The organism is Amycolatopsis sp. NPDC051758, from assembly GCF_044453095.1.
In the GTDB taxonomy this organism is placed as follows: Bacteria; Actinomycetota; Actinomycetes; order Mycobacteriales; family Pseudonocardiaceae; genus Amycolatopsis.
Genome location: NZ_JBITCJ010000003.1, coordinates 126,645 through 144,347 on the forward strand (window position 1 = coordinate 126,645; position 17,703 = coordinate 144,347).

The 17,703-nt window shown below is 71.5% G+C and carries 17 protein-coding genes; 5 read left to right on the forward strand and 12 right to left on the reverse strand.

Annotated features, from left to right (window positions below):
• Positions 1-26 precede the first annotated feature (26 nt).
• A complete protein-coding gene (locus tag ACIA5G_RS15935) occupies positions 27-1,394 on the forward strand; it encodes a glycosyltransferase 87 family protein (protein ID WP_395923654.1) in 1,368 nt (455 codons plus the stop codon).
• Here the strand turns inward: ACIA5G_RS15935 and ACIA5G_RS15940 are convergent.
• The 5 genes from ACIA5G_RS15940 to ACIA5G_RS15960 all read right to left on the reverse strand — a co-directional run bounded on the left by ACIA5G_RS15940 (position 1,381) and on the right by ACIA5G_RS15960 (position 8,937).
• Positions 1,381-1,590, reverse strand: a complete 210-nt coding sequence (locus ACIA5G_RS15940; RefSeq protein ID WP_395924901.1) for a helix-turn-helix domain-containing protein — start codon at positions 1,588-1,590, stop codon at positions 1,381-1,383. The two genes, ACIA5G_RS15935 and ACIA5G_RS15940, sit on opposite strands and share 14 nt — an antisense overlap.
• 177 nt (positions 1,591-1,767) lie before the next feature.
• On the reverse strand, positions 1,768-3,396 hold the full coding sequence (locus tag ACIA5G_RS15945; RefSeq protein WP_395923655.1) for an ABC-F family ATP-binding cassette domain-containing protein: 1,629 nt from the start codon (positions 3,394-3,396) through the stop codon (positions 1,768-1,770).
• 147 nt (positions 3,397-3,543) lie between these two features.
• On the reverse strand, positions 3,544-4,194 hold the full coding sequence (locus ACIA5G_RS15950) for an acVLRF1 family peptidyl-tRNA hydrolase (RefSeq protein ID WP_395923656.1): 651 nt from the start codon (positions 4,192-4,194) through the stop codon (positions 3,544-3,546).
• A 69-nt stretch (positions 4,195-4,263) separates the two neighbouring features.
• On the reverse strand, positions 4,264-7,134 hold the full coding sequence (locus ACIA5G_RS15955; RefSeq protein WP_395923657.1) for a S8 family serine peptidase: 2,871 nt from the start codon (positions 7,132-7,134) through the stop codon (positions 4,264-4,266).
• A 231-nt stretch (positions 7,135-7,365) separates the two neighbouring features.
• A complete protein-coding gene (locus ACIA5G_RS15960) occupies positions 7,366-8,937 on the reverse strand; it encodes a deoxyguanosinetriphosphate triphosphohydrolase family protein (RefSeq protein ID WP_395923658.1) in 1,572 nt (523 codons plus the stop codon).
• Between the two features lie 58 nt (positions 8,938-8,995).
• Here ACIA5G_RS15960 and ACIA5G_RS15965 point away from each other — a divergent pair, with 58 nt between their 5' ends.
• Entirely contained in the window at positions 8,996-9,373 is a 378-nt protein-coding gene (locus ACIA5G_RS15965; protein ID WP_395923659.1) for a PASTA domain-containing protein, read from the forward strand.
• Here ACIA5G_RS15965 and ACIA5G_RS15970 read toward each other — a convergent pair.
• Both ACIA5G_RS15970 and ACIA5G_RS15975 read right to left on the reverse strand, forming a co-directional pair.
• Positions 9,370-10,008 (reverse strand): SRPBCC family protein, encoded by a 639-nt coding sequence (locus ACIA5G_RS15970; RefSeq protein ID WP_395923660.1) that lies wholly within the window; start codon positions 10,006-10,008, stop codon positions 9,370-9,372. The two genes, ACIA5G_RS15965 and ACIA5G_RS15970, sit on opposite strands and share 4 nt — an antisense overlap.
• On the reverse strand, positions 10,005-10,364 hold the full coding sequence (locus tag ACIA5G_RS15975) for an ArsR/SmtB family transcription factor (RefSeq protein WP_395923661.1): 360 nt from the start codon (positions 10,362-10,364) through the stop codon (positions 10,005-10,007). Before ACIA5G_RS15975 ends, ACIA5G_RS15970 begins: the two co-directional genes overlap by 4 nt.
• Positions 10,365-10,509: 145 nt before the next feature.
• Here ACIA5G_RS15975 and ACIA5G_RS15980 point away from each other — a divergent pair, with 145 nt between their 5' ends.
• Positions 10,510-12,174, forward strand: coding sequence for an EAL domain-containing protein (locus ACIA5G_RS15980; RefSeq protein WP_395923662.1), 1,665 nt, complete (start codon positions 10,510-10,512; stop codon positions 12,172-12,174).
• A gap of 27 nt (positions 12,175-12,201) precedes the next feature.
• On the opposite strand, the gene ACIA5G_RS15985 is transcribed toward ACIA5G_RS15980, so the two are convergent.
• Entirely contained in the window at positions 12,202-12,828 is a 627-nt protein-coding gene (locus tag ACIA5G_RS15985) for a TetR/AcrR family transcriptional regulator (protein WP_395923663.1), read from the reverse strand.
• A 40-nt stretch (positions 12,829-12,868) separates the two neighbouring features.
• On the opposite strand from ACIA5G_RS15985, the gene ACIA5G_RS15990 reads away from it, so the two are divergent.
• Together ACIA5G_RS15990 and ACIA5G_RS15995 are read left to right on the forward strand one after the other, a co-directional pair.
• Complete coding sequence (locus ACIA5G_RS15990) at positions 12,869-13,627, forward strand: hypothetical protein (RefSeq protein WP_395923664.1); 759 nt, start codon at positions 12,869-12,871, stop codon at positions 13,625-13,627.
• Positions 13,609-14,073, forward strand: a complete 465-nt coding sequence (locus tag ACIA5G_RS15995) for a glycosyltransferase (RefSeq protein ID WP_395923665.1) — start codon at positions 13,609-13,611, stop codon at positions 14,071-14,073. Before ACIA5G_RS15990 ends, ACIA5G_RS15995 begins: the two co-directional genes overlap by 19 nt.
• On the opposite strand, the gene ACIA5G_RS16000 is transcribed toward ACIA5G_RS15995, so the two are convergent.
• Genes ACIA5G_RS16000 through ACIA5G_RS16015 form a run of 4 tightly spaced genes read right to left on the reverse strand, consistent with a single transcriptional unit; the run spans position 14,060 to position 17,674 of the window.
• The gene (locus tag ACIA5G_RS16000; RefSeq protein ID WP_395923666.1) at positions 14,060-15,214 is read right to left on the reverse strand and encodes a sulfotransferase family protein; all 1,155 of its coding nucleotides are present in this window, start codon (positions 15,212-15,214) and stop codon (positions 14,060-14,062) included. The two genes, ACIA5G_RS15995 and ACIA5G_RS16000, sit on opposite strands and share 14 nt — an antisense overlap.
• A gap of 8 nt (positions 15,215-15,222) precedes the next feature.
• Complete coding sequence (locus ACIA5G_RS16005) at positions 15,223-16,011, reverse strand: SDR family oxidoreductase (protein WP_395923667.1); 789 nt, start codon at positions 16,009-16,011, stop codon at positions 15,223-15,225.
• Positions 16,008-17,198, reverse strand: a complete 1,191-nt coding sequence (locus ACIA5G_RS16010; protein ID WP_395923668.1) for a hypothetical protein — start codon at positions 17,196-17,198, stop codon at positions 16,008-16,010. The genes ACIA5G_RS16005 and ACIA5G_RS16010 overlap by 4 nt, the downstream gene beginning before the upstream one ends.
• A complete protein-coding gene (locus ACIA5G_RS16015) occupies positions 17,195-17,674 on the reverse strand; it encodes a nuclear transport factor 2 family protein (RefSeq protein ID WP_395923669.1) in 480 nt (159 codons plus the stop codon). Before ACIA5G_RS16015 ends, ACIA5G_RS16010 begins: the two co-directional genes overlap by 4 nt.
• Positions 17,675-17,703 lie beyond the last annotated feature (29 nt).

Sequence of the window (17,703 nt, forward strand, 5' to 3'; positions counted from 1 at the left end):
CGACGGCCCGTCGGTAGCCTGGCGAAGTGGAAACGGAGGTGGGCCGGGCGCCCGCATGGCGGCGCGCGGCACGGCTCTTCACGGCACCCGCGCAGGCTCCCGGCCTCGCGGCCCTGCGGTGGGACCTGGGGTTCTACCTCGCCTGCTTCGCCTTCGCGTTGCCCACCGCACTCAAATCCGAGTTCTACGGCTACCGCGTCTGGGGCAACTTCGCGACGGTGGCGTACGGCCTGGGCGCCCTGCACAGCGGTTGGCTGCTGCTGTCCGCACGCAGTGGCCGTACGCCGCGTGGCCTACTCGGTTCCCGCTGGTGCGGGATCGCCGCGGTCGCCCTGTTGGCGATGATCCTTCCGTTGGCACTTCTGGTGATTCGCCGACTGACCGGAGTGGACTGGCTGATCACCCCCGGCTCGTGGGCCGCGCAGCCCGAGGTCTGGGTGATCGAGCGGTCCGCGGATCTGCTGCTGCACCACGGAACCCCGTACGTCGACGTCACCGCGCTCGGCCGGGCGCCCGAGGTAAACGATTACACGCCGTACGGCCCGGTGATGGCCATCTTCGGCCTGCCCCGGGCCGTGTTCGGCGGCACCCCGGTGGCGAACGCGCTCACCGACGCCCGCTGGATGTTCGCCCTGGCCGCCTGCGCGTGTGTGCTGGGCACGCTGAAACTGCTGAAGTGGCCCCAAGTTCCGGTCGGGGCCGCGCAGCTCGCGCTCGCCTGCCCGCTCACCGCGCTGACCTGGGCCGTCGCCGGCCCGGACCTCGCGATCGTCGGCCTGCTGGTGCTCGCGTGCGCGCTCGCCGCCACCGGGAAGATCGCCTGGTCGGGGCTGGTGCTGGCGCTGGTGATCAGCGCGAAGCTCATCGTCGCGCCCGCGGCCGCGGTCCTGGCGTTCTTCGTGCTGGCACGCCGGGGCAAGGTCAGCCACAAAACCGGGCCCGACTGGGCCGCGCTGGGGCGGTTCGCGTCAGCGCTCGTCGCGACGACGGCCGCACTGCACCTGCCCGTGTACCTGGTGGACCCGACGGCGTTCGTCGAACACGTCTTCCGGTTCCCCCTCGGGATGGGCGCTGTGCGTTCGCCCGCGGCCAGTCCGTTGCCGGGCCACCTGATCGCCGAAACCGGCGTGGTCGGCCAGGTGGCGGCGTTCGTGCTGGTCGGCGTCGCGGCCGTGGTGATGCTGCTCTGGCTGGTGCGCCGGCCCCCCGCGAACGGCTCCGGCGCAGTGCTGCGCATCGCCGTCGGACTCGGCGCCTTGATCCTGCTCACCCCGGCCACCCGGTACGGCTACCTGGTGTACCCGCTGGTCCTGCTCGGGGCCCACCTGGCGTTCCGCGTGGCCGAAGCTCCCGCTGCGCCCCCCGCGCAGCAGTCCTCGGCTACTTCTTCTTGACCCTGGTGGCCCCGCCGCGCCCCCGCAGCTGAACCCCGGACTCCGACAGGACCCGGTGGACGAACCCGTAGGAACGCCCGGTCGACTCCGCCAGGGCCCGGATGCTCTGGCCCTTCTCGTATTTCTTCTTCAGGTCAGCGGCCAGCTTGTCGCGCGTGTTGCCGGTGATCCGCGCGCCTTTCTTGAGATCAGCCACGTCGATCGCCTTCCCGCCGAGAGTGTTCTGGGCCACATATCGGCCCCTGCCGGGGCAATGATCGAACACTGAGCGCCGGAATGCCAGACGACAGACGTAAAACGGCCGAAACTGCGATCACATTGGGCCATTCCAGTGCTCTGGGGGAACGATCTTGCACCCGAATGGACGCACCGGTCACGCAAGCTGGACAAGTTCCAGATAGTCCGCCGACCAATGGTCCTCGGTGCCGTCGGGCAGCAGGATGACCCGCTCGGGCTCCAGCGCTTCGACCGCGCCGGGGTCGTGCGTCACCAGGACGACGGCGCCGGCGAAGCTCCGCAAAGCGTCCAGGACCTGGGCGCGGCTGGCCGGGTCGAGGTTGTTCGTGGGCTCGTCCAGCAGCAACACGTTGGCAGCGCTGGAGACCAGGCCCGCCAGCGCGAGCCGGGTCTTCTCCCCGCCCGAAAGCGTGCCGGCCGGCTGGTCGAGCTGCTCACCGGTGAAGAGGAAGGACCCGAGCAGGTTCCGCAGCTCCTGGGCGCCGGTGTCCGGCGCGAGGTGTCGGATGTTTTCCCACACCGACGCATCATGATCAAGAGTTTCGTGCTCCTGTGCGTAATAGCCCAAACGCATTCCGTGACCCGGAACGACGGAACCCGTGTCCGCGCTTTCCATTCCCCCGAGGAGCCGGAGCAATGTGGTCTTTCCCGCGCCGTTCAGGCCGAGTACGACGACCTTCGAACCGCGGTCGACCGCGAGATCGACGCCGGTGAAGATTTCCAGCGAGCCGTACGACTTGGACAGGTCCTCGGCGGTGAGCGGGGTCCGGCCGCAGGGAGCGGGCTCGGGGAACTTGATCCGGGCGACCTTGTCGGCGTGCCGGGTGTCCTCGAGCGCGTTCAGCATCTGCTCGGCGCGGCGGGCCATGTTCTTGGCCGCCACGGCCTTCGTCGCCTTCGCGCCCAGCTTCGCGGCCTGCTGATGCAGGGCCGACGCCTTCTTCTCGGCGTTGGCGCGCTCGCGGCGGCGGCGCTTCTCGTCGGTGGCACGCGCGTCGAGGTAGCGCTGCCAGCCCATGTTGTACAGGTCGAGTTCGGCGCGGGTGGCGTCGAGGAACCACACCTTGTTGACAACGTCGGCAAGCAGCTCGACGTCGTGGCTGATCACGACCAAGCCGCCGTCGTGCTGCTTGAGGAACCCGCGCAGCCAGTTGATGGAGTCGGCGTCGAGGTGGTTGGTCGGCTCGTCGAGCAGCAGGATCGTCTCGGACTTGCCGCCGGCGCCGGCCTCGGCCGCGGCGAACAGGATCCGCGCCAGCTCGACGCGGCGGCGCTGCCCGCCTGACAGCGTGCCCAGCGTCTGGGCGAGCACGCGGTCGGCGAGGCCGAGGTTCGAGCAGATGCGCGCGGCTTCGCTCTCCGCGGCGTACCCGCCGAGCGAGGAGAACCGCTCCTCGAGCCGGGCGTAGCGGTTGATCGCCTTGTCGCGCGCGGCGTCGTCGACGAGCTCGGCCATCGAGGCCTGCGCCTTTTCCATGTCCCGCATCAGCTTGTCGAGGCCGCGGGCGGACAGCACACGGTCCTTCGCGGTGACCGAAAGATCACCTTCACGCGGGTCCTGCGGCAGGTAGCCGAGTTCGCCGGTGCGGCGGACCTCGCCCGCGTGCGGCTCGCCTTCGCCGGCGAGGACCTTCAGCGAGGTGGTCTTGCCCGCGCCGTTGCGGCCGACGAGGCCGATGCGGTCGCCGGGCTGGATGCGGAGGGTGACGCCGTCGAGCAGGATGCGCGAACCCGCGCGCAGCTCAAGGCCGGTGGCCGTGATCAAGGGAAACTCCCGTGGAAAGGGGGTGTACGGAGGACAGCGTCAAGCGGCCGGTCGACTCAAGACCGGCGGCGGCGTCACTCCAGCAGGATATCCACGGAGACCAGTGTACGGGCTGGGGTCGACCGGTTTTTCCGGACGTGTGCGGTCTCACCCGCCGCGTAGCGTGACCTGCACCGACAGCGCGCGGACGGCCGCTTCTTCGAGGACGGCCCGCCGCGGTTCGCCGATCTCCAGCACCCGCGGTTCCGCGCGGGCGAACAGCGGGGCCAGCCGGCGGTCTGCACGCAGCTCGTCGAGCGCCCGCCGGTCACCGCCGAGCACCACGGCGTCCACTTCGGACAACCGCGGCACGAGTACTTCGAAGACGTCCTGCGCCGCCGCCTGCAACGCCTGCCGCGCCTGACCCGCGCGACGCCGGGCGAAGCGCTGCTGCGACCAGCCGCCGGCGGCGGACCGGCCGTGCACGAGGTGCCGGTCGGTGCGGGAGACCTCGACCCGCCCGTCCCGCGCGATCCCGATGCTGTGCCCGCCGAGCCGCACGAGCACCAGCGCGATCCGCCGCGGAACCAGGGCGTGCGCGACGAGCGCGTCGATCGAGGACCCGTCGAAGGGTCCGAAAGGGACGGTGGCGGTCGCGGTGACCCCGTCGGCCGCGGTGACGCGGAGTCCGTCCGAAGTGGCCTCGGTCGCCACGACTCCCCCGTGACCTCCGGCGAACCGGGCGAACCAGCCGGCGAGGCGCTCCGGCGGCACCTCGACGGCGCGCCCGCCGCCCGCGACCTGCCGCGCCTTCGCCATGGGGAAACGGTACGGGGCCGCCGCGTCGCCGCGACGGCCCCGTCCGAGGGAATACTTGCGAATCAGTGCTTACAGCGGGTGCACCGGACCGTTGTTCGTGTAACCCCGCACGTTCGACGGCGCGCCGGCCGCCGGGGGCTGCACGAACCCGTTGATGTGCAGGGCCACCGCGCGGATCGAACCGACGTCGCCGCCGGCCACGTCCACCGCGCTGAACGTCCAGGTGCCGTCCGCGGCCGCGCCGGCCAGGCCGCCGGTCAAGGACTGCGTCGGCCGGTAGGACCCGGTGAACGGCGCGTTCGCCGAGGTCACCGTGCTGAACGCGGTCGCGGCGTTGTCGGCGAAGACGACCTGGCACAGGTTGTCGCCGGAGCCGCCGTTGCGCTGGAACACCGTGGCCTTCGCCCCGGACGGCGAAGTCAGCGTGCCGACCAGGTCACCGACGTAGGAGTGGTTCAGGCCCACCGTCGTCGAGTTCGGGTCGGTGCTGCAGGTCGTGCCGTCCACGGAGAACGTCACCTTGGACGCGCGGCCGACCCCGGTGACCGGGATGGTCACCGACGCGCCGACCGGGCTGTTGTCCGGGATCGCCACCGGCGCGCCGGCGTAGGCGAAGTCCTGCGCGACCGGGGACGGGGTGCCCACCGGCAGCGAGAACGACGCCGTCGTCGGCGAGTGCGCCCCCGCGAAGGTGACGCGGGCGTTCAGCACCACCGGCACACCGAGCTGCTGGCTCGCCGGGACGGTGATGGTGAAGTCGTTGACGCCGGTCTGTCCCGGGCTGATGGTGCCGTAGGACTTCGAGCGCGGCGCCACGGTGACGCCCGGGGTCGGGCTGGTGAGCACAACGCTGGTGGACACGGCGGTGCCGTCACCGTCGTTGGTCACCGGCAGGGTCACCTTGGCGGTGTCACCCGGGTCGAGCGACGAGCCGCCGTCGGCCGGGGTGACCGTCGGCTGCTTGGCCACCGCGAGCGGCTGCGGGCTGGCGCCGGTGTAGGCGAGCACCTTGTCCGCGAGGATGACGCCGGCCCCGGTGAAGTTGTCCGGGCCCGGCTTCTCGATGTCGACGGCGGTGTTGATCAGCGCCTCACGCACCTCCGACGGCGGCAGACCGGGGTTGCCGGACAGCACGAGCGCCGCGATCGCGGCCGCGTGCGGAGCGGCGGCCGAGGTGCCGAAGAACGGGTTGAACCCGGTCACGCTGGTCTTCACGCCGTCGGCGGCGGTGATCTCCGGCTTGGTCCGGACCTCACCACCGGTCGAGGACACGTTGCCCGGGGTGATCGGCGTGCCGTCGGCCTCGTAGAACACCCGGCGCGGGCCGTCGGAGGTGAACCGCTCGGCCTTGCTCGCCCCGCTGAAGGAGCCGGGGTACGGGCCGGCCGGGTTGGCCGGGTCACCCGGCTCGAGGAGCCGGCCGAACGCCTGGGCGGCCGGGGTCGCCGCGACGCTGAAGGCGTCCCGCGCGGCCGAGTGGCCGACCGTCACGCCCGGGGTGTTGTAGGCCTTGAGGCCGTCCGCCGAGTCGGAGAACCGCCCGCGCAGCGCGGACAGCGACAGGTAGCGCGCCGCACCGGAGAACTTGACGACGGCCAGGCGCAGCCCGGCACCGCCGAACGCCGGTGTCGCCAGGATCTCGTACGGGTCCTGGGTGCCGTCCTGGACGTTCTGGCTGAAGCTGACCACGGCGCCCGCGGCGTTGAGCAGGTAGAGGTCGTAGTCGTTCGCGGACGCGCCGATCGGGTCCGACCAGTGCAGCGTCACCGGGACGTTGGCCGAGGACGCGGTCGAGATGGGCTCGTAGATCTGGTTGCCCGCCGCGCCGGCGAAGTTGTGCGCGGTGCCGGCGAACTTGCCGACCGACTTGCCGGAGTCGACGAAGTCGCCTTCCCAGTGCCCGGCGGTGCCGTCGGCGACGTTGCCTTCGTTGCCCGCCGACGAGAAGTACAGCGCGCCGTCCGCGGTCACGTCGTTCACGGCCTGGGCGATGATCCAGTCCTGGAACGGGGATTCCTTGAAGTAGATGACGTCGTCGACGATGACGTCGCAGTGCGACTCGAAGCGGAGCTTGCGGATGTTGTCCGCGAAGCTGGCGTCGGAGTTGAACGCCGACGCGAAGCCGAGCGCGGCGTTGGGCGCGAGGTCGTGGATGATCTCGAGCATCGCGGTGCCCTCGTCGCCGTCACCCTCCTGGCCGGCGATGACGTCGACGTTCGGCGGGAGCTCGCCCTTGGCCTGCGAAGCGGCCAGCGAGTCGACACCGTCGGACAGCGCGCACGCCTTGACCCCGACCCCGGTGACGCCGAACTGCTGGCGCGCGATGTCGGCGTTGTGGGCGCGGTCGCCTTCACTGGTCAGCGTGGCGGCTGCGGCGGCGCTGCGCTGGGACTTGGCGGAGACGGCCTTCTGCAGCTCCCCGGCGATGCGGTCGGCCTTCTGCTGCTTGGTTTCGGTGCCCTTCCCCGACGTCACGGGGGTGGCCAGCTCGCGGGCGGTCATCGCCTGGTCGGCCTGCTCGACGCGCTTGACGTCGCTGCGGGCGGCGATGGCGCTGACGGCGGAGAGCGGCACTTCGGCCCGGACGCTGCCGTACCGGTCGGACACCGCGCGGATGCCCGCCCCGGCCTTGGTCAGCCCGGCGATGAGGTCCGGCGAGACCTTGCTCGCGCGGATGTCGACCACGACGGTCCCGCCGGCGGCGACTCCCGACTGGAGCGCGTTCAGCTGCTTGGCAACACCCTTCTCGGCGACGAGGAGCTTGCTGTCCACTTTGGACTCGGTGGCGGTGCGCCCGGCCTTGACGGCCTGGAGGGCGGCGATCTGCTGTTGCGCGGTGGCGGAGAAGGCGTCCGGAGTGGACGTGGTGGCGGCCCCCGCGGCGGGCGGGGAAACCAGGCCGAGCGCGGCGAGCAGCGCCGCCGCCCCGGCTGTGAGCACAGTGGATCTCGATCTCGTGGAACGGGTACGACGCACGTGCGCCCTCCGATATCTCCAGGCGCGTGCCCCGACTCACGCTGACCGATCGCCGGTGATCACCGACGGGACCAAGTCAAGTACGGTGTGTTCTCCGTAAAAACCCGCCGTTCGAGTGACAAAGGACGGATAATTTCCCGAACCGGCCGGAGGTCGTAGGCCGTTCAGCTCAACCGTGAATTTTCCACCGGACACTCACAGGACAAACGAGTCCGACCACGGCTGCGCGGCCCGCCCCGACAGCGCGTCCAACAGCGTCACCGCCTGCTTGTCCGTCAACGAAGCCACGAAGTCCACCACCGCGCGCCCGCGCGCCAGGCCGCGTACCGCGTCCGCGCCCGTCACCGGTTCGCCCGTCGCGCCGACCAGCAGCTCCGGCGCCGACCGCGCCAGGTCCGAGTATTCCTTGCGGGCCAGCTCGACCAGGTCGTGCAGCCGGCGGGGCAGCCGGGAGACCTCGTCGCGGTCGAGGAGCCACGCGTCCAGCGCGTCGACCAGGCTCGACACCACCCCGGCCTGGCCGCGCTGGTGCAGCGCCAGATCGGGCCGCAGCAACACGAACCGGCGGTGCACGAACTTGAGCACCTGCGCCTCGTGCCACTGCGCGGGCCGCAGCGAAACGTGGCCGCTGCGGGTGGACGGCGAGGCGACCACGACCACACCGTCGACCAGCCGCGCCGTCCAGTTCGCCGAGAACGCCGCCGTCGCCTGCTCGGCCTCGATCGAGCCGTCGAACTCCTCGGCGAGCAGGCCGTCGACCAGCTCCGCGCGCACCCGCGCCACCGCGGCGGCGAAGGCGTCGTCGTCGACGACCCACGCGTCCTTGGCGTGCATCCGACGGCGGAGGCGTTCCAGCGACCGGCCCGGGCGGCGCAGGCCCGCGTGCAGCGTCTCGTCGTCCAGGGCGGCCAGCTCGCCCGCGTGCTCCAGCCACTCCCCCAGCTCCGCCGCGACCGGCGCGTGCTGCAGCACCCCGATGCGGTGGAAGTCCTGCAGGTCGTGGATGGCGTAGGCGATGTCGTCGGCGGTGTCCATCACGGACGCTTCGACGGTCTGCTGCCAGCTTTCGACGCGCCCCGCGAACGCCGCGCGGGCCTGCTCGAAGTCGTCGAGTTCGGTGGCGTAGGCGGAGAACTTGGCCGCGCCGGTGCCGGGCAGCTCGTCGGGCTCGGCGGCGCCGCGCGGCGGCACGGCCATCTCGGAGGGGTGCGGCGCGGGGTGGTGCAGCCGCAGCCACGGGTACTTGAGCACGGCGGCGCGCACCGCCGTGGTGAGGTCGAGCCCGATCGCCGACGGTCCGCGCACGTCGGTCGTGGTGATGATGCGGAACGACTGCGCGTTGCCCTCGAAGCCGTCGGCGAGGCCGAACCGGTGCCGCGCGATGCGGTCGAGCGTCTGCTCCCCCAGGTGCCCGAACGGCGGGTGCCCGAGGTCGTGGGCGAGCGCGGCGGCCTCGGCGACGTCCGGGTCGCAGCCGCCCAGCTTGTCCGCGAGCTCCGCGTCGTCACCGGTGGTGATCCGCTCGGCGACCGCCCGGGCGACCTGCGCGACCTTCAGGCTGTGGGTGAGCCGGTTGTGCAGCAGCCCGGCGCCGCCGGCGCTGACCACCTGCGTCACCCCGCCGAGGCGGGCGAAGAACGGCGACGCGGCGATCCGGTCGCGGTCGATCCGGAACGGGCTGGTCGCCAGGTCGGTGAACCCGCCGACGTTCGCCACGGGGTCACGCCGGGCCGCCCGCGGGTCGGTGTGCTCGCTGCCCTGATCCATGCGCCGACCCTATCCGGCTTCACCCGATCGGCGGGCAGGTGCGTGGGTACCCTCGGGTATGTCCCGACGGATCGTCACGACGCTCGCCGTAGCCGCCTTCGCCCTGGTCGCGTGCGGCGCGCCGCCGGGAGGCGCCGGCACGACGACGGTGGTCTCGACGTCGACCTCAACATCGACATCAGCTCCGGCGCCGGCCTCTGCGGAGGCCAAGACGATCAAGGTCCCGGACGTCTCGGGCATGAACCACCAGGACGCCCAGAACGCGATGCAGAAGGCCGGGCTCTACAACCTGCGCGAGGTCGACGGCACCGGTCAGGGCCGGGCCCTGGTCATCGACCGCAACTGGGTGCAGACGGGCCAGGACCCGGCGGCCGGCACGGAGGTTTCGGCCGACGCGGTGATCACCCTGACGGCGGTCAAGTACACCGATCGTTAAGCCTCCGGCTGGGCGGTGTAGGCCGCGAGGCAGCGGTCCGCCATCGCGTGAGCGGTCGCTTCGTCCTCGCCGCCCTCGACGTGCGCCCGGTACCAGGCTTCGTTCGCCGACGTCACGAACTCGATGCCTTCCGGGGAAGCCATCCAGGCCATCGCCTCGGCCGGGTCGACGACCACCTCCGGACCGGCGGCCAGGTGCCGGACCAGGGCCGTCAGCGCCATGTCCCAGCCGACGCCGACCGCGCCCGGGCCGAACTGGTCCCAGTGGTCGTCGACGTGCGCGACGTGCTCCAGCTCGAACCGCGTGCCGTCACCCTCGGGGCTGAGCCGGACCTCGATCCGGCTGACGCCGCCCATGGCCTCCCACGTCGCGGCGAAGCTCTTCGGCGGGTCGCAGCGCTCGACCGTGCCGCCCGCGTTGCCCTCCAGCTGGTACTTCCCGCCGACCTTGAGCTCACCGCGGACCGGCAGGAACCAGCGCGGGATGCGCTCGGCGTTGGTGCAGGCGTCCCACATGTCGTCGACGTCGGTGTCGTAGACCTGGCTGATGGTCATGACGCGTGCCTCGCCCGCTTCGAGCACGCGCTTGCCGACCGTGCGGCGGACGGCGCTGATCTGGTGGCTTACGTCGATCACGACGGTTCTCCTTCGGTGTTTTCGGCGGCCAGGCGCCGTTCGCGCTTGCCGCGGGCGATTTCGGTGGCCAGTGCGTCGAGCGGCGGGGTCCAGAACCGGCGGAACCGGTCGAGCCAGACGTCGACGTCGCGCAGCGGTGCGTGCCCGACCGCGTACAACCGCCGCGTCCCGTCCTGGCGGACGAGGGCGAAGCCGTTCTCGCGCAGCACTTTCAGGTGCTGCGACACCGCCGGCTGCGAGATGCCGAACTCGGCCCGGATCACCTCGGTCACCGCGCCGGCGGCCTGCTCGCCGTCGGCCAGCACTTCGAGGATCCGGCGGCGGACCGGGTCACCCAGGACGTCGAACGCGTGCACCTCGTCAAGCTACAAGTGGCGACTTATATAAGTCAAGAGTGAATAAGTGGCCGGTGTCACCCTGAGTTACTCCGATGTGGGTAACGCCGATGAACATCTGTCGACATCGGTTTGATTTCGCCGGGCGACCCGCGACGATCGGGGTGTGAAGTCGCCACGCGCGGTCCGCTTCGCCTTCCAGCCGCTGTACAGCCTCCACACGGGAGGCGTCGTGGCTCACGAAGCGCTGGCCAGGCCCGGCCACGGAACCGTCCCCGAACTGCTCACGCAGGCGCGTCGCGAAGGCCGGCTCGCCGAGGCCGACCTCGGGCTCGCGATCGCCGCCGTCCGGCAGGACGAGTCGCCGCTGCCGCTGCACGTGAACCTTTCCGCCCGCACCCTCGCCGCGCCGACGGCGATGTTCGACGACCTGCTGGCCGAGCTCGGCGACGCCGGGCGCCGCACCCGCGACGTCGTGCTGGAGATCGGGCCGCCGTTCGCGCCGCTGCCCACCGAGCGCGCGCTGACCGGCATGCGAGGGCTCGCCGAGCTGGGCTTCCGGCTCGCGCTCGACGGCCTCGGCCGCGGCGACCTGCCGCTGAACCTGCTCGTCGAGGCGCCGATCGACCTGGTCAAGCTCGACCGCACCGCGCTGCGCGGGCTGCCGGACGACCGGGCCGCGGTCGCCGTCGTCGAGGCGCTGCTGCACTACACGAACCGCACCGGCACCCGGCTGGTCGCGACCGGCGTGGAGACCGACGCCCAGCTCGACGCCGTCCGCGATCTGGGCATCCGGATCGCCCAGGGCAACCTGCTCGCGCCGCCGACGGCCGAAGGCCCCGCCCCGGCGCTGCTCACGCGGCCCCGCGTCGCTCCCGGCCCGGCGACCGTGGCGCCGTGCGTCGGCGATTTCCTCCGCCCGGCCACGACGTTGCCGGAAACCGCGACGTGCGACGAGGTCCGCGAACTGCTCGCGGCGGCCGACGCACCCTCGGGCGTCATCGGCGTGGACGAGCTGAACCGGCCGCGCTGGTCGATCGACCGGACCCGGTTCCTGGTCGCGGTCACCGGCCCGTACGGCCACGCGCTGCACGCGAAGCGCCCGGCGGCCCGGCTCGCCGACACCCCGCACACCATCGAAGCCCGCGCCGGCGCGATGGAGTTCCTCGAGCTGGTGACCGACGCCGACTGGGGCCGCACCGGCGACGACGTCGTGGTGGTCGACGAGGTGGGCCGCTGCCTCGGCGTGGTGCTGGTGACCGCGGTGGTGCGCGGTGTGGCCGAGGCGAAGGTCGAAGCCGCGGCCGCGCTCAATCCGCTGACCCGGCTGCCGGGCAGCGACATCGTCGCCCGCGACGTCGCCCGCCGGATCACCATCGGCGAGCCGTTCGTGGCCGCGTGGCTGGACATCGACTCGTTCAAGACGGTCAACGACACGGCGGGCTTCGCCGCGGGTGACGACCTGATCCGCGAACTGGGCGCGGCCCTGACCTCCCTGGCCGGCGGCCTGCGCCGGATGCGGGTCAGCCACGTCGGCGGCGACGACTTCCTGGTGGTCTGCGACGTCGACGAGATCGCGACGGTGGCCGGTGCGCTCCTGGACCGCCGCTGGTCGGCCGACGGCCTCCCGGTGACGGTGTCCCTGGCAACGCTGGTCTGCGCGAGCGGCGCGGTCCCGTCGTACCAGGAGGTTTCGCGGCTGTTGGCACCGTTGAAGAAGCGCGCGAAGGCGGTGCCCGGGTCGAGCTGGGTACTCAGCCGGCCGGGCTCGGACCGGGTGGAAGTGTTGCGCGGCATCGGAACCCGGGGCCTGCAGGCCGCCGCCGGTTAGCCCTGACCGGAGATTTCATGCCGGTGGTCACTTCCAGTCGAGCGTCAGCTGGGCGCCGATCGCCGCGGCGGCCCAGTCCACGTACTCCTCGTGCTGCCAGCCGCACACGCTTGTCAGATGGTCATAAGCCTCGTGGGACGTGATCAAGCCGATCGCGTCAGCCAGGCGACCACAGTCGCCGTCCGGCGCCAAACCGGCTGACGACAGCCGGGCCACGATCTCAGCCCGGCGGACCACCGCCAGCTCCGCGCGGACCGCCGCCACCGCCGGGTCGGCCGCCGCCGCGGTGGTGAACGCTCGCCAGATCGGCAGGGACCGGCGCACGCCCGCAGCAACCCGCGAAACCACCGCAGGCAGGTCCGCCGGCCCGGCGGGACCCACCAGCGCGTCGAGGCTCACCGCGTCCGGATTGCCCGCGAAGCCGTCCCGGAACGCGGCGAGCAGCAGGTCCGCCTTGCGCCCGGCCTGCGTCACCGTCTCCAGGCTCACTCCGGCCGCGGCGGCGATCTGCCGGACGCTCGTGCCCGCGTAACCCCGCTCGGCGAACAGCCGCCCCGCCGTCGCCACCACGTGTGCCCGCGTGCGCCGGGCCCGGGCCGAGCGCACCGGCGACTCGTAACGACGCCGCGCGCCTTCGGATTCCGGTATCGTCATCAATTGGATAGTACAGCGTATCGGTGAATCAGGGGGAGCCATGACCCGCGTACTCGTCTGCGTCCAGCCCGCTCGCGGCCACGTCGGCCCGACCAAGCCGATCGTCGCGGCCCTGCGAGCCGCCGGGCACGAGGTCGTCGTGGTCACCGGAGCGCGCTACCGGAAGACCTTCGAGGAACTTGGCGCCGAGGTGCGCGTCCTGCCACGGGAAGCGGACTTCGACGAAACCGACCTCGACGGCTCCATCCCCGGCCGGGCCGGCCTGAAGGGATTCAAGCTCGCCCGGTTCGAGCTGACCCACTTCGTCCAGGCGATGCCCGCCCAGCTGAGCGTCATGGACCTCGACGTCGACGTGGTCTTGTGCGACCCGCTCTTCATGGCCGGCCTGGCACTGGTGCGCCGCGCGCACCGGCCGCGCCTGCTGGTGCTGGGGTTCCTGCCGTTCATGCCCCCGGTGCCGAGCGGCCCACCGCCGAAGACGCCGGCCGACCGCCTGCGCGGCGCGGTCCTGAAAACGCTTGCGCCGTGGGTGCTCGGGCCGGCGCAGCGGCGAGCCCGCGACCTCCTCCGAGAAGACCCGGGCATGCTCTTCGCGGACTGGCCGCTGCACAGCGACGGCGTCCTGCAGATGACCTGCCCGGGCTTCGAATACCCCCGCCCCGGAGCGTCGCTGCACTTCATCGGGCCGACCACGGTCAGCGGGGCGGGCGAGCACCCGCTGCCGCCGTGGTGGGCCGACCTCGACGGCTCCCGCCCGATTGTGCACGTGACCAGGGAACGGTGGCCAACGACGACCTGAGCCGCCTCGTCGAACCCACGATCGACGCGCTCGCCGACCAGGACGTGCTGGTCGTCGTGACGACGTGCGGCACCCGGCTGCGGCCCGGCCCGCTGCCCGCCAACGTCCGGGTCGCCGATTTCCTGCCTTACGACGAGCTGCTCCCCCGCTGTGCCGCGATGGTCGGCAACGGCGGGTACGGCGGTGTCAACCACGCCCTCCGCTACGGCGTGCCCCTGGTCGTGGTCGGCGCCAGCGAGGACAAGCGCGAGGTGGCCGCCCGGGTGAGCTGGTCCGGCGCCGGAATCGGCCGTGCCCGCGCCTCCGCTTCACCACAAGCGCTGCGGCGGGACGTCCGCGCCGTCCTGGACGAGCCGCGCTACCGGGACCGGGCGCGGGAGCTGGCCGCCGAGATGGCGGCCGGTCCGGCGATGGACGAGGTCGTCAAGCTGATCACCGCGAGCTGACCGGCTCGCCGAAGCGCTCGTCGACCTCCTCCGCCGTCAGGCCGAACTCTTCCAAGCTGTAGCGGTGCACGGGCTTCCGCTCCCCCGTCCGGCTCGCTTCGTGCACGGCCGTCATCGCCGCCCGCGCCTCCGGGGTCAACGTCAGTCCGAAGTGGTCGTACACAGTGGACACCGTGCCGATCGGATCGGCGACGAAGTCCTCGTACGCCACATCGCAGAACTGCGCCGGGTTGTGCCGGGCTCGCGCCGAGCGGAACTCCTCGGCGCCGCGGGCCCACAGGTCGAGCTGGCCGCGGCCGATCACCTCGCCGCGGAACTTCGACGACCAGCCGTCCGCGGCCTTCTCGGCGAGGCTGCACATCGAGCCCATGATGGTGCGCGGCGCGCGGTGGGTCTGGATCACCAGCGCGTCCGGGTAGTTCGCCATCAGCGCGTCCAGGGCGAACAGGTGGCTCGGGTTCTTCAGCACCCAGCGCTTGCCCGCGTCGGGCAGCCCGATCAGCTGCAGGTTCCGCCGGTGCCGCGCGTAGGCGTCCGTCCAGTCCTGCTTCGCCAGCCAGCGCGAGTAACGCGGCAGGTGCGCGAGGCACTCGAACGACACCGACCGCATCGACTGCCGCAGCAGCTGCCAGCACTCTTCCACCTGGTCCGCGGACATGTGGTGCACGCCCATGAACTCCGGATGCTCGACGTGGTGGCGCTCGTACCCGGCCTGGATCCCCTGGAACACCGGGTTCTCCGCCCACGTCGAGCGCGGCGGCCGCGGCTGCGGGACCTCGGCGAGCCACACCTCGAGGCCCTGGTGCGCGGGGTCCTCGACGAGCAGCCGGTGCAGCGCCGTCGTGCCGGTGCGGGGCAGGCCGGTGACGAAGATCGGCCGCTCCACCGGGACGTCCGCGTAGGCCGGGTTCTGCTTCCAGCCCGTCTCGCTGAGCAGCCGCGCGACGAGCGCGCCGCGCAGCATCGCCCGGTGCACCTTGTTGCCGAACGGCGTGAGGTCCTCGTCGGCCTCGTACGACTCCAGCAGCACACGCAGGCCTTCGACGTACTCGTCACCGCCGAAGTCGTCGAGCCCGGTGAGCTTCGACGCCGAAGCGTGCAGGTCGTCGAACGTGCCCAGGTCGGCCCGGCCGGGGAGCATGGATCCTCCTAGTGGTGGTACTCGCCGCCGTTGACGTCGAGGCACTGCCCGGTGATCGCGCGCGCCATCGGCGAGGCGAGGAACACCACGGCGTCGGCGATCTCGTCGGGTTCCGGCAGCTTGCGCAGGTCTATTGTGGACGCCGTCTCGGCGTACACCTCTTCCGGCGTGATGCCGCGTTCCTTGGCCAGATAGGCGAAGTACCACTTGAGGTTCGGCGCCCAGATGTAGCCGGGCGCGACGGTGTTGACGCGCACGCCATCCGGCCCGAGCTCACTGGCGAGGCTCTGCGACAGCGACAGCAGTGCCGACTTCGCCATCTTGTACGCGCCGAACGTGCGCCGCGAGTGCCGCAGCACCGCAGAATTGATCATGACCAGCGAGCCCTTGCTCTCCTTGAGCGCGGGCAGGAACAGCCGCGTCAGCCGGAGCACGGAGATCCCCGCGGTCTCGAACCCCTTGCGGACGGCGTCGAGGTCCACAGTGGCCAAGTCGGTCAACGGCGGAACGGCGAAGGCGTTGTGCACCACCGCGTCCACCCGGCCGAAGGCTTCGACGGCCGCACTCACCAAATGTGCGGCGGAGTCCTCGTCGTCGATGTCGGTGCGGACCGCGACAGCACGGCGTCCGAGATCGGTCACCTCCTTCGCGACCTCGGTGAGCCGCGACTCGGTGCGTGCGGCGAGCACGACGTCCGCCCCGGCCAGCGCGCAGCGCACGGCGATCGACCGGCCGAGGCCCGGGCCGATGCCCGAGACGACGACCACCTTGTCCCGCAACAGGTTCTCCACGCTCACCCCAGCATCCGGGCGGCGACGGCGTCCTGCCGGGCCGCGATCCTCGCCGACCACTCGGCCGGCGTCACGCGTGCTTCCTCGTGGTAGGGCAGCCGGTCGGGCAGGTCGTCCACCTTGACGATTTCGACAACCGGGCCGTCGTCCGGCCCGAGGTCGCGGGACAGCCGCTGCCAGCGGATCTGCACGTATCCGCGGTCGTGGCCGGTGCGCTCCAGCCAGTTCGCCACGCCGGGGTCGCGCTCGCTGATGACGAACCGGATCTTGCCGTCCGGGTCGACGCGCGCCTGGTCGGCGGTGAGGCTCGTCTGGTGGTTGATGTAGTCGAGCGAGACGTACCAGAGGCTGCCGAGCTGGATGCCCTGGTACGGCGCGTCGGCACAGCGGGGCACGGTGACGACCATCGCCTCTTCGTCCCCGAGCTCGTAGTGCCCGGCCGAGGAGAACTGCGTGGTCAGTCCGCCCGGCGTCGAGCGCGGCTCGGTCATCGTGTTCACCGGCAGGTTGTCGTAGAACCACTTCGGGAAGGCCAGGAACGTCTTGAGCCGGCTCAGCAGCATCTTGCCGGTGACGCCGTAGCGCTTCGCCAGCGCCGGCCGGTCCGGCACCGGCGGCGCCTGGCCCGCCGTGTCGACACACTGGATGCGGATCTCGCCGCGCCGCTCGGTCGCCCAGTCGCTGTGGACCTCGCGGACCACGAGCATCGACGAGCCCTTGCCCAGGGTGAAGTAGTCGGGGCCGGCGTTCTCACGCGCCGGGCCGAAGCGCAGCTCGAACCGGCCGTCTTCGCCGATCTCGATCGCACGGTCGTCGAACGCGGCGAGGCTGTCGGGCACCACCACCGGCGAGTAGTCGCCGTTGAGGATCTGAAAGCTCAGGTCGGCGGTGGTCCCGCGAACGCCGGTGACCAGGTACTCACGGTCGTCGCGGATGTTCGCGTTGAAGTACAGCGTGTCCGGGTTGTCCAGGCCCATCTTGGTGTAGGGCCCGGTGGACGCGGTGAAGTACGGGAAGTCGCGCTGGTAGGCCCAGGCCATCTGCAGCGACGCGCGGATGCTCCCGGCGAGGTAGTCGTACCCCTCGATGAGGTCCTGCTCGGTCTTCACGTGCGGGGCTTCGGCGATCAGCTGCTCGGCCTCGGCGATCGCGTCGGCGAACGGCCGGGTCAGCAAGAACTCGTTCTCGATCATGCCGGCACGGCCCAGCGGTTGGCGAGCAGCCGGAAGCCCGGGTTGTCCGCCCACGAGAGCATCGACTCGTAGGTCCGGACGTAGCCGATGTGCGACATCCGCCAGGCGCCGTCGGCTTCGCGGCGGTAGGTGTCCTCGTAGAACGCGGCGCCCTCGATGATCACCTTGTGGTCGGGCACGATCACCTTGTCGGTGAACGCCCACCGCCCGGTCGCGGTGTCGCCGTCGACGTCGATCTCGGGCTGACCTGCAAAATGTGTGGTGATGATGCCGTTGCCGAGGCTCTTGGTGAGGAACTCGACGATGGCGGCGCGGCCTTCGAACCGCTTTCCGTCGCCGCCCACGGCATGGGTCCCGTAATCGGCCGTGGCGTCGACGGTGAAGGTGTCGGCCACCTCGCCCCACTGCTTCAGGTCGACCGCGCGCAGGTAGCGGTACTTCAGCCGGCGGATCTCTTCGAGTACGACCAGGTCCATCGTCCCAGGGTCCCGCACCGCTTGACCGA

Coding starts and splice junctions, on each gene's coding strand:
- ACIA5G_RS15960 (WP_395923658.1), bottom strand. CDS start 8,937: ATGGATCAGGGCAGCGAGCACACCGACCCGCGGGCGGCCCGGCGTGAC.
- ACIA5G_RS16010 (WP_395923668.1), bottom strand. CDS start 17,198: ATGATCGAGAACGAGTTCTTGCTGACCCGGCCGTTCGCCGACGCGATC.
- ACIA5G_RS15985 (WP_395923663.1), bottom strand. CDS start 12,828: ATGACGATACCGGAATCCGAAGGCGCGCGGCGTCGTTACGAGTCGCCG.
- ACIA5G_RS16015 (WP_395923669.1), bottom strand. CDS start 17,674: ATGGACCTGGTCGTACTCGAAGAGATCCGCCGGCTGAAGTACCGCTAC.
- ACIA5G_RS15990 (WP_395923664.1), top strand. CDS start 12,869: ATGACCCGCGTACTCGTCTGCGTCCAGCCCGCTCGCGGCCACGTCGGC.
- ACIA5G_RS16000 (WP_395923666.1), bottom strand. CDS start 15,214: ATGCTCCCCGGCCGGGCCGACCTGGGCACGTTCGACGACCTGCACGCT.
- ACIA5G_RS15950 (WP_395923656.1), bottom strand. CDS start 4,194: ATGGCGAAGGCGCGGCAGGTCGCGGGCGGCGGGCGCGCCGTCGAGGTG.
- ACIA5G_RS15965 (WP_395923659.1), top strand. CDS start 8,996: ATGTCCCGACGGATCGTCACGACGCTCGCCGTAGCCGCCTTCGCCCTG.